The organism is Streptomyces albidochromogenes, from assembly GCF_005981925.1.
Taxonomy (GTDB): Bacteria; Actinomycetota; Actinomycetes; order Streptomycetales; family Streptomycetaceae; genus Streptomyces; species Streptomyces albidochromogenes.
This window is the reverse complement of sequence record NZ_VBVX01000159.1, coordinates 1-15,394: the sequence shown is the minus strand read 5'-3', so window position 1 is coordinate 15,394 and position 15,394 is coordinate 1. Positions and strand designations below refer to the sequence as shown.

The window sequence follows — 15,394 nt, the reverse complement described above, 5'->3', positions numbered from 1 at the left end:
CCTCCAAGTGGCCCAAAGCCCCCCGTACGTCTGGCGTGCGCCCGCTCCGGCGGGCCACGCTGGGTGGACGTACCGGGGGGTTCAGCATGCTGCGCAGGGGTCGGTGGTCCACAGGGGCGGCGGGCGCGCTGCTGCTCGCGGCGGTGAGCGCGGCGGCGCTGACGGGGTGCCAGAAGCCGTCGGCGGGCGAGGGTTCCGCGTCCGGCGGCGACGCGCTCGCCGGGGCCCTCGCCCCGTCGGGTCACGGCGCCACCTTCCTCGGCGCCGGAGAATGCAGCTCACGCGGGCACGATGTCCGCGAGGTGTCCTGCGCGAGCGAGAAGGCCGTCGCCCGGGTGCTGGTCCGCCACGAGGGGCCGATGCCCGAGCGGCACCGCGAGGACGAGCCGGTGTCCGAGGAGCCGGTCCCGGGGCGGCCGGCGGCCGGCCGGCGGACCTGTCCGCCGCGTACGGACTTCGTCCTGCACATCTCGGAGAGCCGGCCCGCGCTCGACGAGGACGGCGACGGCTCGGTGCCGCGCGGGTTCGCCTGCATGCGCAATCTGGAGGAGCCGCATCCCGGTGATCCGGGCAACGGCGGCGGGCCGCGGACGGTCGTCGGGGACTGCGTCCACACGACGCAGCGCAAGGGTCAGGTGCGGGAGACGCCGTGCGACGGGTCGGGCGCCGAACCTCCGGAGTTCGAGGTGGCCGCCGCCGTGGACCGGCGGGCGCAGTGTCCACCGGCGACCGCGCTGTACGTCCGGCTGACGGGCGGCGGGAAGCCGGTGGGCTGCGCCCGCCGGGTGTGAGGGTGCGCGCGTGCGCGGCACCCACCGGCGGGCACAGCCCGGCTCCGCGCTACGGCCGCAGCGTCTGCCGCTGCTCCACGGCGCGCTTGTCGAGCTTCGCGTCGAACGGCGCGAGCGGCTTCGCCTTCGCCGGGTCCGCCTGGACGGCGGCCGGAGCGACACCCGCCCACTGAAGGATCTCGGCGGTGGCCTTCGCCTTCTGCTCGGGGACGAGGCCCGCGACGTTGGCGCCGTGGTTGGCGCCGGGCGCGGTGAAGACGTACGCGTCGCGCGCGCCCTTGCCGAGGCGGAACGGCTCGGCGCTCCACGGGTCGTTCTGCCCGTTCACGAACAGCATCCGGGTGGCGTTGTGCCGCACCCAGCTGTCCACGTCCCGCATCACGCGCGGGTCGAACCTCATCGGGATGTCGCGCGGCACGTAGACGCGCGGCTGGAAGAAGTCCGGACCGTACTTCATGAGGCCGTCGAGGTGCGGGTACTTCACCTGCGGCGCGCCCAGCTGGGTGCCGGCCTGGTAGTAGTACGGCGTGTACGTCGCCAGGCTCTGGTCGCTGTAGGCGGCGAAGCCGGAGATGGCGTCGACGTAGTCGTAGATGACCTGGTCGGAGGAGTCGGCGGCGGGCACGTCCGCGCAGTCGCTCTCCTTGCTGTACTGCCAGAAGGCCCAGACGAAGTCGAGGACCGTGGACTCGTACGCCTTGTCCAGGCTGCCGACGGTGTCGAAGGTGGCGTTGTTGGCGTCCGCCCACTCCTTGACCTTGGCGCTCAGCGGGCCGCGCCGTACAAGGGCCTCGCGCTGCACGGCGTTGAGGGCGTCGCGGCACTCCTTGGTGCCGACGTTCCGGAAGAAGCGGTCGTACGCCGCGTCCTGCTTGTTCACCACGTCGTTGGGGGCGACGTACGCGACGACGCCGTCCATGTCACGCGGGTAGAAGCGCTCGTAGTACGTGGCGGTCATGCCGCCCTTGGAGCCGCCGGTGGAGATCCACTTCTTGGAGTAGATCTTCTTCAGCGCGGTGAAGATGCGGTGCTGGTCGCTCGCGGCCTGCTTGATGTCGAGCTTCGACCAGTCGGCGGGTTCCGGCCGGGACGGGGTGAAGAAGCGGTACTCCATCGACACCTGGTTGCCGTCGATGATCTGCGTCGGCTCGCTGCGACGCGGCGTCGTGGAGACGTTGTACCCGCTGGTGAAGAAGACCGTCGGGCGGTTCGTGTCCTTGTGCAGCAAGGTGATCCGCTGCTTGAAGGTGCCCTTGGACGGCTTCTGGTGGTCGACCGGCTGGGTGTAGTTCAGTACGAAGTAGCGATAGCCGGTGTACGGCTTCTCCTCGACCAGGCTCATGCCCGGTATGGCGAGTATTCGCTCCTTGATGTCCTGCTCGTTCTGCTGCTTCGGCTCGGCGGTGGTGACCGCTCCTGCCGGTGTGCTGCCGAGTCCTACGGTGCCTATGAGCACCACGAACGACAGCAGCAAGCTGCGCGCCTTGCGCATTCGCCCTCCCCTGTAATCACAGACGACGGGGCGAACCTAGCGGGGCAACTCCCTTACCACCAGCCTCAGCAGAGAATCCAGCCGGTGGACGCCTTCCGCGCGCCGACCGAACCGTGCGCCCGGACACAGCGGTTGAGGGCGTAGACCGTCACCGGCCCGGCGCGGTGGGTGAAGCGGCCGCTGTCCCGGGCCGTGCGGCTCCCCCGGGCCTGGATCGTGACCGCCATGACCTGCCGTACGCCGGGGCGCTTGGAGACGGTGATGGCGCAGGCGTAGCGGCGGCTCTTGTAGATGCGCAGCTCCCCGGTGGCGAAGGCGACCGTCTTCACCTTGCGGCCGGAGCAGGCTCCGACGGCCTCGGCCGTCCCGGCTCCCGGGCCGGCGAGGGTCAGACCCGCCACGGCGATCACGAGGGCAAGTCCGTACATCAGGTGCTTTCTGAGCGCCCCACCCGCACCACCGAACACGCGTATCCCCTTCCCCCACTTGAGCGTACGTACGTGCGTACGGACGCTCAGAGGGTACGGCGCGGTTGCGGAGCATCCGGGAGAAGGTGCGGGACGGAACGTGAAGGCTGCTTCGCCCCTCTCACACCGCCGCCGGCTCGTCCTCCCCCACGAAGGTGCGCCACAGCCGGGCGTACGTGCCCTCCAGGGCCAGCAGCTCGTCGTGCGTGCCGTCCTCCACGACCCGGCCGTGGTCCATGACCACCACCCGGTCCGCCCGCGCCGCCGTCGTCAGGCGGTGGGCGACGACCAGGGTGGTGCGGCGGCCGGTGAGGCGGTCGGTGGCCTGGTTGACCAGCGCCTCGGTGGCCAGGTCCAGGGCCGCCGTCGCCTCGTCGAGCAGCAGGACGTCCGGGTCGACGAGCTCGGCGCGGGCCAGCGCGATGAGCTGGCGCTGACCGGCGGAGAGGTTCCGCCCGCGCTCGGCGACCTCGTGCAGGTACCCGCCGTCCAGCGTCGCGATCATGTCGTGCGCGCCCACCGCCCGCGCCGCCGCCTCGACCTCGGCGTCCGTGGCGTCGGTCCGCCCGTAGGCGATGGCGTCGCGGACCGTGCCCGCGAAGAGGTACGCCTCCTGCGGTACGACGCCGAGGCGGTGCCGGTACGCCGTGATGTCCAGGTCGCGCAGGTCGGTGCCGTCGGCCGTGACCCGCCCCGAGGTCGGGTCGTAGAACCGGGCGACGAGCTTGACCACGGTGGACTTGCCCGCGCCGGTCTCGCCGACGAAGGCCACGGTCTGGCCCGCCGGGATGCGCAGGTCGATGCCGCTCAGCGCCTCCTCCGGCTCATCGGCGGACCCGTACTGGAACCGCACGTCCTCGAAGGCGATCTCGCCGCGCAGCGACCGGACGTCCTTCGGCCGACCGGCGGCGGCGGTGGAGGTGGGCTCCTGGAGGAGTTCCTGGATGCGCCGCAGGGACACGGTGGCCTGCTGGTAGCCGTCGAAGACCTGGGAGAGCTGCTGGACGGGCGCGAAGAACAGGTCGATGTAGAGGAGGTACGCGACGAGCGCGCCCGTGGTCAGGGTGCCCGCGTCGACCCGCCCGGCGCCGACGATCAGCACCGCGGCGGCGGCGACGGACGACAGCAGCTGGACGAACGGGAAGTAGACCGAGATCAGCCACTGGCCCCGTACGCGCGCCTGCCGGTAGCTGTCGCTGCGCTCGGCGAACCGGTCGGCGCCGGAGCGCTCGCGCCGGAACGCCTGGACGATGCGCAGTCCGGACACCGACTCCTGGAGGTCGGCGTTGACGACGCTGACGCGGTCGCGGGCGAGCTCGTACGCCTTGACGCTCGACTTGCGGAAGAAGTACGTGCCGATGATCAGCACCGGCAGCGTGGCGAAGACGACCAGCGCCAGCTGCACGTCGATGACGAGCAGCGCGACCATGATGCCGAAGAAGGTGACGACGGAGACGAAGGCGGTGACGAGGCCGGTCTGGAGGAACGTCGACAGGGCGTCGACGTCCGTCGTCATGCGGGTCATGATGCGGCCGGTCAGCTCGCGCTCGTAGTAGTCGAGGCCCAGGCGCTGGAGCTGGGCGAAGATCTTGAGCCGGAGCGCGTACAGCACGCGCTCGCCGGTCCGGCCGGTCATCCGCATCTCGCCGGTCTGCGCGACCCACTGCACGAGGACGGACAGCAGCGCGAGTCCGGCCGCCGCCCACACCGCGCCGAGCGCGAGCTGGGTGACGCCCTCGTCGATGCCGTGCCGGATCAGCACCGGCAGGAGCAGGCCCATGCCGGCGTCGACGGCCACGAGCGCGAGGCTGACCAGCAGGGGCAGCCCGAAGCCGTGCAGCAGCCTGCGCAGCCCGTACGACTCCTCGGGCCGGACGGCGCGGGCCTCGTCGACGGCGGGTACGTCGTCCGCCGGCGGCAGCGCCTCGACCTGGGCGAGCAGTTCGGGCGTCGCGGGCATGCCGGGGGCGTGGTCGGTGGCCCGGTCGCGGGGCGAGGTCTCGTCCCGTACCCACAGGTCGGGCGTGATGCCGCGCTCGGCGTCGAACTCGGCGTCCAGCTCCTCCTGCACCGTCCGGTCGTCGGCCGGTTCCGGCGCCTTGGCGAGGAGGTGCCCGGGCGATACGCCGCCGAGCTCGTCGGGGTCGGTGAGCAGCCGCCGGTAGAGGGCGGAGCTCTCCTGGAGCTCCTCGTGGGTGCCGATGGCGGCGAGCCGGCCGCCGTCGAGCACGGCGATGCGGTCGGCGAGGTTGAGGGTGGAGCGGCGGTGGGCGATGAGCAGCGTCGTACGCCCGGCCATGACGGACTTCAGGGCCTCGTGGATCTCGTGCTCGACGCGGGCGTCCACGGCGGACGTGGCGTCGTCGAGGAGGAGCAGCCGGGGGTCGGTGAGGATGGCGCGGGCGAGGGCGATGCGCTGGCGCTGGCCGCCGGAGAGGGTCAGGCCGTGCTCGCCGACGGTGGTGTCGTAGCCGTTCGGGAGCTCGGATATGAAGCCGTCGGCCTGGGCGGCGCGGGCGGCGGCGACGACCTGCTCGTCGGTGGCGTCCGGCAGCCCGTAGGCGATGTTGGCGCGGACGGTGTCGGAGAACAGGAAGCTGTCCTCCGGTACGAGCCCGATGGCGGCCCGCAGGGAGTCGAGGGTCAGCTCGCGCACGTCGTGCCCGCCGACGAGCACGGCGCCGTGGGACACGTCGTAGAAGCGGGGCAGGAGCAGCGACACGGTGGACTTGCCGCTGCCGGAGGAGCCGACGACGGCGACGGTCTCGCCGGCCCGGATCTCCAGGGAGAAGCCGTCGAGGACGGGCCGGTCGTCGTCGTACCCGAACGACACGTCGTCGAATTCGACGGTGGCCGGGGCGTCGGCGGGGAGTTCCTTCGTCCCGTCCTCGATGGACGGCTCGGTGTCGATCAGCTCCAGTACGCGATCGACACCGGCCCGCGCCTGCTGGCCGACGGTGAGCACCATGGCGAGCATGCGCACGGGCCCGACGAGCTGGGCGAGGTAGGTGGAGAAGGCCACGAACGTGCCGAGCGTGATCTGGCCCCGGGTGGCGAGCCAGCCGCCGAGCGCGAGCATCGCGACCTGGCCGAGCGCGGGCACGGACTGGAGGGCGGGGGTGTAGCGCGAGTTCAGGCGTACGGTCCGCATCCGCCCGGCGAAGAGCCTGCGGCTGACCTCGCGCAGCTTGCCGGTCTCCTGCTCCTCCTGGCCGAAGCCCTTCACGACGCGCACGCCGGAGACGGCCCCGTCGACGACGCCCGCGACGGCGGCGGCCTGGCCCTGGGCGTACCAGGTGGCCGGGAAGAGCCGGGTGCGGCTGCGCTTGGCGATGAACCACAGGGCGGGGGCGACGGCGAGGGCGACGAGGGTGAGCAGCGGCGAGAGCCACGCCATGATCACGAGGGAGATGAGGAACAGCAGGATGTTCCCGATCGTCATCGGGAGCATGAAGAGAAGGCCCTGGATGAGCTGGAGGTCGCTGGTGGCCCTGCCGACGACCTGACCGGTGGAGAGCTCGTCCTGGCGGCGCCCGTCGAGGCGGGTGACCGTCTGGTACATCTCGGTGCGCAGGTCGTGCTGGACGTCGAGGGCGAGACGGCCGCCGTAGTAGCGGCGTACGTAGGTGAGGGCGTACACGACGACGGCGGCGGCCATGAGCAGGCCGGTCCATACGGCGAGGGACCTGGTCTGCGCACCGATGACGTCGTCGATGACGACCTTGGTGATCAGCGGGACGAGCGCCATGACGGCCATGCCGCCGAGCGACGATCCGAGTGCGAGCACGACGTTGCGCCGGTACCTCCAGGCATAGCCCGCCAGCCGCCGCGCCCACCCTTGATCTGCCGCCACTGCTGCCTCCCGGTCGTCCTGATCTGCCGGAAGTCACCAACGCGGTGAGGTGCGGATTTCATCCCTCCGTAACGAAGACGGGTCTCCGGTCCTAGGACCGAAGACCCGTTCGAACGCCTGTCAGGGCTTCGGCACCGCCGGGATCACCTCGCGCGGGGTCTGGGTGGGCGCGTACAGGGTGGAGGCGGCCGCCGTCGGGTTCAGGGCCTTGTGGATCGCCCGGGACACGGCCTGGATGGTGTTCACGCCGTCGTTCATGGTCGGGTTGTCGTGGGTGAGCACCGTGATCGCGTAGTCGTGGCGGGTGCCCGTGAACGCGCCGATCGAGTGGACCCGCCAGCCGTGGGTGGAGCGCGGCAGCCAGCCGTTCTTGACCTGGATCTTGGCGGTGGACGGGGCTCCGGCGGGGGTGCCCCAGCGCTGGGAGGAGACGACCTTGGCCATCAGGCCGAGGGTGTACTTGCGCGCGTTGTCGCTCAGTACGGTGTTCTTCGCGGTGAGCAGCGCCAGCAGCTTCTGCTCGTCGCTCGCGGTGATCTGCGTCAGGCCCCAGTAGCCGCCGGTGCCGGGGACGGTGTCCGTCATCTTGGCGGCCTTGAGGAAGCCCTTGATCTTCGTCATGCCGAGCTGGCGCCACAGCGTGCTGGTGGCGTTGTTGTCCGATTTGGTGATCATGTCGGTGGCGAGCGTGGCCTCGCGCGACGTCAGGTAGCGGTTCGTCTTCTTGGCGTCCCACAGCAGGGTGGCCAGGACGGTCACCTTGACGACGCTGGCGGAGTCGTACTTCTGCGTGGCGCGCAGGGTGCACGTGGTCTTCGTGGTGCGGTCGTACAGCGAGAGCGCGGTCGTCGACTGCCGCCCCCTGAGCGCCGCGGTGATGTCCCTGGTCAGCTTGGTCGCCAGCCCCGCCTTGGCCGAGGTGCAGGCCACCGTCGGCGCGGTGGCGGCGGCGGCCGGCGTGGCGCCGGCGACGGGCACGAGTACGGCCCCGGCCAGGGCCGCGGCCGTCACGGCGCGCGCTATTCGGGTGTGCGTCGTCATGGTGTGGGTCCTCCCCCTGTGTGTTCCTGGTTCAGATGACCCGCGAGGGGCGCAAAGGTTGTACGGAGCGCGTGGGCGCGCGTGGAAAGGAGCGGGGGCGCGCTGCCTCGCTCCCGGTGGAAGACGCCTCGCTCCTTGTGGAAGACGCCCGCACGCACCGCACCCGGCGCCGGGCTCGGCCGGGCCGGGTGCGGTGCGGGGCGCCGCTCAGAGGTGCGTCGGGGCGAACATCCGCAGCAGGGCGGAAAGGACGAGCACCGAGGGGCCGGGGGTGGCGAAGGACTTGGCCAGGTCCTCGGTCAGGGTCTCCGGGGTCGTCCGGTGCGCCGGTACGCCGAAGGACTCGGCGAGGGCGACGAAGTCCGGGCGGGCGAGTTCCGTGCCGGTGGCCTCGTCGAAGGCGCCGGTCATGTACTCGCGGAGGATGCCGTAGCCGCCGTCGTCCACGATCAGCCAGGTCACCGGCAGGTCGTGCTGGCGGGCGGTGGCGAGCTCCGCGATCGAGTACATCGCGCCGCCGTCGCCGGAGATCGCGAGCACGGGGCGGGTACGGTCCGCCGCCGCGGCGCCGAGCGCCGCCGGGAAGCCGTAGCCGAGGCCGCCCGCGCCCTGCGCCGAGTGCATGGTGTTGGGGTGGCGGGGGTCGAACGCCGACCACGCCCAGTACGCCAGGATCGTCATGTCCCAGAAGCTGGGGGACGTGGCGGGCAGGGCTTCGCGGATCGACGCGAGGAGCCGCTGCTCCAGCGGCAGGTCCTGGGACGCGATACGCGCCCGTACCTTCTCCAGGACCGTGCGCACGCGCTCCCGCGCCTGGTCGTCCTCGCGGTCCTCCACCGTCTCCAGCAGTGCCGAGAGCGCCAGGCGGGCGTCCGCGTGGATGCCGAGCGCCGGGTGGTTGGACTCCAGCTTGCCGAGGTCGGCGTCGATCTGGACGATCCGGCCGCGCGGCTGGAACGTGTGGTAGTTCGACGAGAGTTCGCCCAGGCCGGAGCCGACGACCAGGAGCACGTCGGCGTCCTCGAGGAAGTCCGTCGTGTGGCGGTCCTCCATCCAGGACTGGAGGGAGAGCGGATGCGTCCACGGGAACGCGCCCTTGCCGCCGAAGGTCGTGACGACCGGCGCGTCCAGGCGCTCCGCGAGGGCGAGCAGCTTGCCGGACGCGTCGGAGCGTACGACGCCGCCGCCCGCGATGATCGCCGGGCGGGCGGCCGTCGACAACAGGTGGGCCGCCACGGCGGTCAGCTCGGGGCGCGGGGCCAGGTCGTGCGGGGCGGCGTCGATCGCCGTGACGACGGGGAGCGTCGTCTCGGCGAGGAGCACGTCCTGGGGGATCTCGATCCAGACCGGGCCGTGCGGGGCCGTCAGCGCCGACTCCCACGCCTCGGCGATCGCCGACGGGATCTGCGACGCCGTACGGACCGTGTGGACCGACTTCACGATGTCGCGGAACGACGCCTTCTGGTCGCGCAGTTCGTGCAGGTAGCCGTGCCGGCCGCCGCCGAGGCCGGCCGACGGGACCTGGCTGCTGATCGCGAGGACGGGCGCGGAGGCCGCCGCCGCCTCCTGGAGCGCCGCGAGCGAGGTCAGGGCGCCGGGCCCGGTGGAGAGCAGCAGCGGGGCCGCCTCCCCGGTGATCCGGCCGTACGCGTCGGCGGCGAAGCCCGCGTTGTTCTCCACGCGCAGCCCGACGTACGAGAGCGAGGAGCGGCGCAGCGCGTCGAACATGCCCAGCGCGTGCTGGCCGGGCAGCCCGAAGACGGTGGTCGCGCCGAGGCCGGTCAGGGTCTCGACGACGAGGTCGCCGCCGTTGCGGCCGGGCGGCGGGCTGAGCGCGGCGGCGGTCTGCGCCTCGGTGGGGCGCAGGACCAGGTCGTGGTCGTGCGTCACTTGTCGGTCCGGGAGGCCGCGATCTGCCGGGACATGATGGTCGTCAGCTCGTACGCCGTGTGGGAGGCGGCGACGGAGGTGATCTCGGCGTGGTCGTACGCCGGGGCGACCTCGACGACGTCGGCCGAGACGAGGTTGCAGGAGGACAGGCCGCGCAGGATCTCCAGCAGCTCGCGGGAGGTCATGCCGCCCGCCTCGGGGGTGCCGGTGCCGGGCGCGTGGGCCGGGTCCAGGCAGTCGATGTCGATGGAGATGTAGAGCGGGCGGTCGCCGATGCGCTGGCGGAGCTGGTCGGCGACCTCGTCGGCGCCGCGCCGGTAGACGTCGGAGGAGGTGACGATGCCGAAGCCCATCTTCTCGTCGTCGGTCAGGTCCTGCTTGCCGTACAGCGGGCCGCGGGTGCCGACGTGGGAGAGCGCCTCGGTGTCGAGGATGCCCTCCTCGACGGCCCGGCGGAACGGCGTGCCGTGGGTGTACTCCGCGCCGAAGTACGTGTCCCAGGTGTCCAGGTGCGCGTCGAAGTGGAGCAGGGCCACCGGGCCGTGCTTCTTGGCGACCGAGCGCAGCAGCGGCAGCGCGATGGTGTGGTCGCCGCCGAGCGTCATCATGCGGGCGCCGGTGCCGAGCAGGTCGTCGGCGGCGGCCTCGATGGTCTCGACGGCCTCGTTGATGTTGAACGGGTTGGCGGCGATGTCACCGGCGTCCGCGACCTGCGCGAGCGCGAAGGGCGACGCGTCCTGCGCCGGGTTGTACGGGCGCAGGAGGCGCGACGCCTCACGGATGGCGTTGCCGCCGAAGCGCGCCCCGGGGCGGTAGGAGACCCCGGAGTCGAAGGGCACGCCGACGACGGCGACATCGGCCGTGCCGACCTCGTCGAGGCGGGGCAGCCGCGCGAACGTCGCCGGGCCCGCGTACCGCGGGATGCGGGAGGAGTCGACGGGACCGCGGAACTGCTGCTCGCTGCTGCTCATGTGAATTGCCTTCTTTCCTACGCTTTGTTGCGTTATCTGACTTTAGCCCGGCGTGGGCACGGACTCGGGCTCGGGTTCCGCTTCGGCGTCCCGCCCGGCCAGCCGCTCGCGCCACGCGGCCAGCACGGCGGCGTCGGTCGGGCGGGTGGCGAGGCTGACGACGACGTACGCCGCGAGCGAGAGCAACAGGCCGTAGTAGACCGGCTCGTTGGCGAGGATGCCGTACCACGCCATCAGGCCGAGTACCCCGGTCCCGCCGACGGTGACGGACGCCAGCGCGCCGTACACCGTGCCGCGCTTCCACAGCAGGCCGCCGAGGATGGGCACCAGCAGCCCGCCGACCAGCAGGTTGTAGGCGACGGTGAGCGCCTCGACGACATTGTTCAGGGCGATGGCGATGCAGACGACCGCGATGCCCATGATCAGGATAAAGACGCGGTTGCCGCGCACCTCGTCGTGAGCCCCGCCGTCCTTCCCGCGCGAGACCGCGCCGCGCAGCCGCGACCAGATGTCGTTGTTGGCGACGGTGGCGCAGGCGATCAGCGCGCCGGAGGAGGTCGACATGACCGCCGCGAGCGCCGCCGCCAGGACCAGGCCGCGCACGCCCATGGGCAGCTCGTCCCTGACAATCGTCGCGAAGGCGTCGTCGGCGTGCTCGAGGTCCGGGTAGAGCACCTTGGCGGCGGTGCCGATGACGGCCCCGGCCAGGGCGTAGACCAGGCAGTACGTACCGGCGACCGTGCCGCCGTAACGGGCGACCTTGTCGCTGCGGGCGGTGAAGACGCGCTGCCAGATGTCCTGCCCGATCAGCATGCCGAAGGTGTAGATCAGCACGTACGTGAAGATCGTCTCGCCGCCGATGCCGAGCGGGTCGAAGTACTCGGTGGGCAGCTGCGCCTTCATCTCGCTGAAGCCGCCGGCCTTGACGACCGCGATGGGCAACAGCAGGAGCAGCACGCCGATCGTCTTGACGACGAACTGCACCATGTCCGTCAGCGTGATCGACCACATGCCGCCGAGCGTCGAGTACGCGACGACGATGGCGCCGCCGAGGATGATCGACACGGCGCGGTCCATGTCGAAGATGACGTCGAAGATCGTGGCGTACGCGATGGTCGACGTGACGGCGAGCATCAGCGTGTACGCCCACATGACGACGCCCGAGATGATGCCGGCCCGGCCGCCGCCGTAGCGCAGGTCGAGCATCTCGGAGACGGTGTAGACCTTCAGGCGGGCGATGCGCGCGGAGAAGAAGATGCTGAGCGCGAGGAGTCCGAGGCCGATGGTGAAGACCATCCAGGCGCCGGAGAGGCCGTACTGGTAGCCGAGGCCGACGCCGCCGATGGTGGAGGCGCCGCCGAGGACGATGGCGGCCATCGTGCCGGAGTACATGCCGGGCCCGAGGCGTCGTCCCGCGACCAGGAACTCGCTCTTCGACTTGGCGCGGCGCATGCCCCACCAGCCCATGGCGAGCATTCCGGCCAGGTAGAGGACGATCACTGTGTAGTCGACGGCCATGGGCCATCCTCCTTCGCGCACCTCAGTGGCGTGTCGTGCAGGGATACAGGGGAGCGGCGGCTCTTGTGCGGGGACATCCGCCCGTACCCGCGGCCGCCGGTTCGCTCGACATTAAGTGGCCGGAAGGCGACGCTGAAGTGTACGTTTCATCCACTTCCCCGATCCCTTATGGATGGACCGTCCATGCCGGAGTCCGTGGCCTCCTCTTCTTCGTCGCCCACCCCGCCCACTCCACCCGTGTCGCTGGCGGCGCTGCTGGCGCGGGAGGAGCTGGGGCTGCGCCTGCTCGCGGGGCCCGAGGACAGGGATCTGCACTGGGTGCACACCTCGGAGATGGGCGACCCGTACCCGTACCTGCTGGGCGGCGAGCTGCTCCTGACGGCCGGCGTCCAGCTCACCGACCCCGGCCACTACGTCTCCCGGGTCGTGGCGGCGGGCGCGGCGGCGCTCGGCTTCGGCGTCGCGCCGGTGTACGACACGGTGCCGCCGGCCCTGGTGGCCGCCTGCGAGCGGCACGGGCTGCCGCTGGTGGAGGTGCCGCGGCCGACGACGTTCACGGCGATCGCCCGCGCGGTGTGGCGGCTGATGGCGGAGGCCCGCCACCGGGAGCTGCGCCGCGTCGCCCAGGCCCAGCAGGGGCTGGCCACGGCGGCGGCCCGGCCCGACCCCGTGCCGGCGGTGCTGCGGCAGCTGACGACGCGGCTCGACGGGGCCTGGGCGGTGCTGCTGTCGGCCGAGGGCGCGCCGCTGGCCACCGCCGGGCGGTCGCCGTCGCCCGAGGCGCACGCGGCCCTGGCACGGCTCGCGCGCGTGGTCAGTCCGCCGCCGGAGCCGGCCGCGCCGGAGAGCGCGGGGCCCGCCTCGCCCCCGGCTGCCAGAACCGCCGCGCCCGCCTCCGCCCCGACCGCCAGGCCCGCGCCGTCCTCCGCGACCGACACCGCCGGCGGCGGCCATCTCGCCGCGTACGCCCTCGCCGGCGGCCAGCGGCTCGTGCTCGCGGTCGCCTCGGACCGGCGCGAGGCGGGCGACCACACCATCGCGGGCGTCGCCGTCGTCCTGCTGTCGCTGCTCACCACGCCGCACCAGGGCGCCGCGGAGTCCGCCCGGGCCGCCGCGCTGGTGCGGCTGCTGCTCGGGGCGGACGCCGGGGAGGTGGCGCCGCTGCTGGGAGCGGACGAGTGGACCGTGGTGCACGCCCGGCCCGCGGCCGAGGCCACGGGGCCCGACCCGCTGGCCGCGGCGGCGCTCGGGGCGGCGCTCGGCAGCGCGCTGGTGGACGCGACGGACGAGGGGGGCGTACGGGTGCTGCTCGCCGGCGGGGCCCGGGAGGTCGAACCGCAGCCGGGCTGGACCCTCGGCGCCAGCTCCCCCGTGCCCCCGTCGGAGCTGCCCGCCGCCGACCTGCGCGCGGAGCGGGCCGTACGCCGCGCCGAAGCCACCCGCAGCGCGCTCGTGCGCGACCGGGGCGAGGCGGGCGCCGGGCTCGCCTCGCTGGTCACGCCGGACGAGGCCAGGGCGCACGCCCGCGTGCGGCTCGCCCCGATCGCCGCGTCGCCCGCGCTCGTCACGACGCTGCGCACCTGGCTGTCGTTGCACGGGAGCTGGGACCGCACCGCCGTCGCGCTCGACGTCCACCGCAACACGGTCCGCCAGCGCGTCGCCCGCTGCGCCACCCTCCTGGACGCCGACCTGGACGACGCGGACGTGCGGATGGACCTGTGGTTCGCGCTCAGGTACCTCTGACGCCCGGGCTCAGCCGCCAAGGTCCTACTCGACACAGCAGCTTGCGCCGCACTGAGAACGAGCCGTCCGGCGACCAGCCGTACAGGGGCCTCCGCCGCGCTCTTCCCGTCGACGGTGAGCCGGTACGTACGTCCCAGGCAGCGGAAGACCTCGCCCTCCACCAGGCGCTTGGCCGGAGTCAGCGGCCGGGTCCGTTCGCGGAGGCAGGTTTGTCCGTCACCCATGCCCGGTGGGCCCGGACGCGGAACTCCTACGCGCGCTGGGCCTCGTACGACGGCACGTGGCCGTGCGGAATCTCAGCAGCATGCCGGCCCCTCTCCGCCGTCGGCGTGGTAGGTGGGCACGACAGCGGCGCGCCCAGGTTCCGGGCGCGCCGCTGCGGAGCTGTGGTGAGCCCTTGGCAGAGCCCCGGGTCAGTGGAGCTTGTTGACGGCGGTCTTCGTCGTGGTGCGGAAGGCGGTCAGGGGGGCGTCCTCGAGGTCGCCCATCTGACCCCAGCGGACGAGGGTGACGGTGCGGCCGTCACGGCCGACGGAGAAGAGGTGGATGTCGGTGATGCCGATCTGCGGGTCGGCGGTGTCCAGGCTGTAGACCCAGGCGCCCTCCTCGACGGCGAGCTTGCCGTGGGAGGCGCTGACGGCCTTCAGACCCGGGTTCTGCTGCTCCAGCAGGGGCCCGCAGCCGGCGAGGGACTTGCGGAGGGTGTCGACCAGCTTCACGGCGTCGGCCTCGGTGCGGGCGACGGTGGTGACCTGGACGCCGTTGGTGTCGAGCTCGGTGCTGAACTCGCGGTACCGGGTGTTCTGCGCCGGGATCTTGTACGGGGCGCAGAGGACGCCGCCGTTCTCCGGGACGCCGGTGAAGACCTGGGTGGCGGTCCACGGCGTCGACGACGGCGGCATCTGGGAGGCGGCGAGGAAGGCGGGCTGGGCAGCGGCCTGCGCCGGGGCCGTGGCGAGGGCCGCGAGGCCCAGGGCGGCAGCGGCGGCGGTGGCGAGTGCGGTACGGAACGTGTTCATGGTGGTGCATCCCCCGTCGGGTCGTTCGTTCGGTCAGTGCTCAACCAGCGTGGGGCCGGCGCCCGCCGCCCGCAACGATCACGCGCCCACCATCCGTCCCGGAACCATTCCACCCCCGTTGACGTGCAAGGACGTGGAGCATGGGACGCAGGGTCGAGGGGGATGTTATGCGGAAGGACGCCGCCGTCGAGGAGTTCGCGGGGCTCGTGCGCGTGCTGAAGGCGCGGGACGGGAGGAGTTACGAGGCGCTGGGCCGGCGCCTGAGCGTCAGCGCGTCCACCCTCCACCGCTACTGCTCCGGCGCGACCGTCCCGGAGGAGTTCGCCGTGGTCGACCGCCTCGCCCTGCTGTGCGGGGCGGACGAGGAGGAGCGGCGCGCCCTGGAGGGGGCCTGGAGCCGCGCGGACCGCACCCGTCGCCCTCCGGTGCCGGAGCCCGGCACGGAGCCCGAGTCCGCGCCGGAACCGGAGTCGGCGCCGACGCCGGAGCCCGAGCCTGCCCCGGAGCCTGCGTCCGAGCCCGAGCCCGAGCCAGAGCTCGAACCGGAACCCGTGCCGGGCCTCCCGCCCGAGCGGCGAAGGCGCCGGTGGGGGTGGGGGTGGTTGGGCT

At 72.5% G+C, this 15,394-nt stretch carries 11 protein-coding genes; 3 read left to right on the top strand and 8 right to left on the bottom strand.

Annotation, left to right across the window (positions count from 1 at the left end; all coding sequences use genetic code 11):
- The first annotated feature begins 86 nt into the window (after positions 1-86).
- Complete coding sequence (locus E2E34_RS20535; protein WP_138903384.1) at positions 87-791, top strand: hypothetical protein; 705 nt, start codon at positions 87-89, stop codon at positions 789-791.
- Positions 792-840: 49 nt separating this feature from the next.
- Here the strand turns inward: E2E34_RS20535 and E2E34_RS20530 are convergent, their stop codons facing one another.
- The 7 genes from E2E34_RS20530 to E2E34_RS20500 form a co-directional block, all read right to left on the bottom strand.
- Positions 841-2,283 (bottom strand): S28 family serine protease, encoded by a 1,443-nt coding sequence (locus tag E2E34_RS20530; RefSeq protein WP_138903383.1) that lies wholly within the window; start codon positions 2,281-2,283, stop codon positions 841-843.
- Positions 2,284-2,348: 65 nt separating this feature from the next.
- On the bottom strand, positions 2,349-2,711 hold the full coding sequence (locus E2E34_RS20525; RefSeq protein ID WP_138903382.1) for a hypothetical protein: 363 nt from the start codon (positions 2,709-2,711) through the stop codon (positions 2,349-2,351).
- Between the two features lie 160 nt (positions 2,712-2,871).
- Positions 2,872-6,603, bottom strand: coding sequence for an ABC transporter ATP-binding protein (locus tag E2E34_RS20520; protein ID WP_138903381.1), 3,732 nt, complete (start codon positions 6,601-6,603; stop codon positions 2,872-2,874).
- Between the two features lie 120 nt (positions 6,604-6,723).
- Complete coding sequence (locus E2E34_RS20515; protein ID WP_138903380.1) at positions 6,724-7,644, bottom strand: serine hydrolase; 921 nt, start codon at positions 7,642-7,644, stop codon at positions 6,724-6,726.
- A 207-nt stretch (positions 7,645-7,851) separates the two neighbouring features.
- Complete coding sequence (locus E2E34_RS20510; protein WP_138903379.1) at positions 7,852-9,534, bottom strand: thiamine pyrophosphate-binding protein; 1,683 nt, start codon at positions 9,532-9,534, stop codon at positions 7,852-7,854.
- Positions 9,531-10,505, bottom strand: a complete 975-nt coding sequence (gene speB, locus E2E34_RS20505) for an agmatinase (RefSeq protein ID WP_138903378.1) — start codon at positions 10,503-10,505, stop codon at positions 9,531-9,533. Before speB ends, E2E34_RS20510 begins: the two co-directional genes overlap by 4 nt.
- A gap of 42 nt (positions 10,506-10,547) precedes the next feature.
- Complete coding sequence (locus E2E34_RS20500) at positions 10,548-12,023, bottom strand: sodium:solute symporter family protein (RefSeq protein WP_138903377.1); 1,476 nt, start codon at positions 12,021-12,023, stop codon at positions 10,548-10,550.
- Positions 12,024-12,206: 183 nt separating this feature from the next.
- Between E2E34_RS20500 and E2E34_RS20495 the strand changes: the two genes are divergently transcribed.
- Positions 12,207-13,766, top strand: coding sequence for a PucR family transcriptional regulator (locus tag E2E34_RS20495; RefSeq protein WP_425573427.1), 1,560 nt, complete (start codon positions 12,207-12,209; stop codon positions 13,764-13,766).
- Positions 13,767-14,179: 413 nt separating this feature from the next.
- Here E2E34_RS20495 and E2E34_RS20490 read toward each other — a convergent pair whose 3' ends face one another.
- Positions 14,180-14,785, bottom strand: a complete 606-nt coding sequence (locus E2E34_RS20490; RefSeq protein WP_138903375.1) for a hypothetical protein — start codon at positions 14,783-14,785, stop codon at positions 14,180-14,182.
- A 140-nt stretch (positions 14,786-14,925) separates the two neighbouring features.
- On the opposite strand from E2E34_RS20490, the gene E2E34_RS20485 reads away from it, so the two are divergent.
- The coding region (locus tag E2E34_RS20485; protein WP_439333686.1) for a helix-turn-helix domain-containing protein at positions 14,926-15,394 on the top strand (469 nt) is incomplete at its 3' end.